This window comes from Treponema sp. R6D11, assembly GCF_054786075.1.
Map to the genome: position 1 here is coordinate 1 of NZ_BDHD01000798.1, position 515 is coordinate 515.

The 515-nt window shown below is 41.9% G+C and carries 1 protein-coding gene; it reads left to right on the forward strand.

The genetic code is table 11. The features are described 5' to 3' along the window. The coding region (locus ACYVTD_RS16175; protein ID WP_461248703.1) for a DHH family phosphoesterase at positions 1-318 on the forward strand (318 nt) is incomplete at its 5' end. Positions 319-515 lie beyond the last annotated feature (197 nt).

Genomic DNA, 515 nt, shown 5'->3' on the forward strand with positions numbered 1-515 from the left:
GAGCTTGCTTTTCTGCACTTAAAAAACGTGAACGATTCTCTTTTGGGATCCGCAAGTGATATTGTAATTAGCATTGCGGGCGTAAACATTGTTGTCGCCTATGCGGTTAAGGAAAAAGGAATTAAACTTTCAGTTAGGAGCACCTGCGACAAAATAAAAGCCAATGATCTTGTCAGATTCCTTGTAGAAGGTTACGGAGTAGGCGGCGGACATGATAACATGGCGGGAGGCTTTATTCCCATGGAAAACCTAAGCCACTCCAGAGTGTTGGATACCTTTATTAAACACCGCGCCATTGAGTATTATGAAAAATCGTAATTTATATTTAACCTTTAATACAGTTGCAGTTTTGGGCTTTGCCCAAAACTGCCAGATGTAAACGCGTAAGCGTTTACATCACTCTACCTTGAACTTTGAAACTTCCGTTATCAAGGAGTCAATTGCATCGCGGTTCTTGGTGGTCATTTCATTGACGTTATGTACCGCTATGTTAATCTGATCCGCTCCAGACGCCA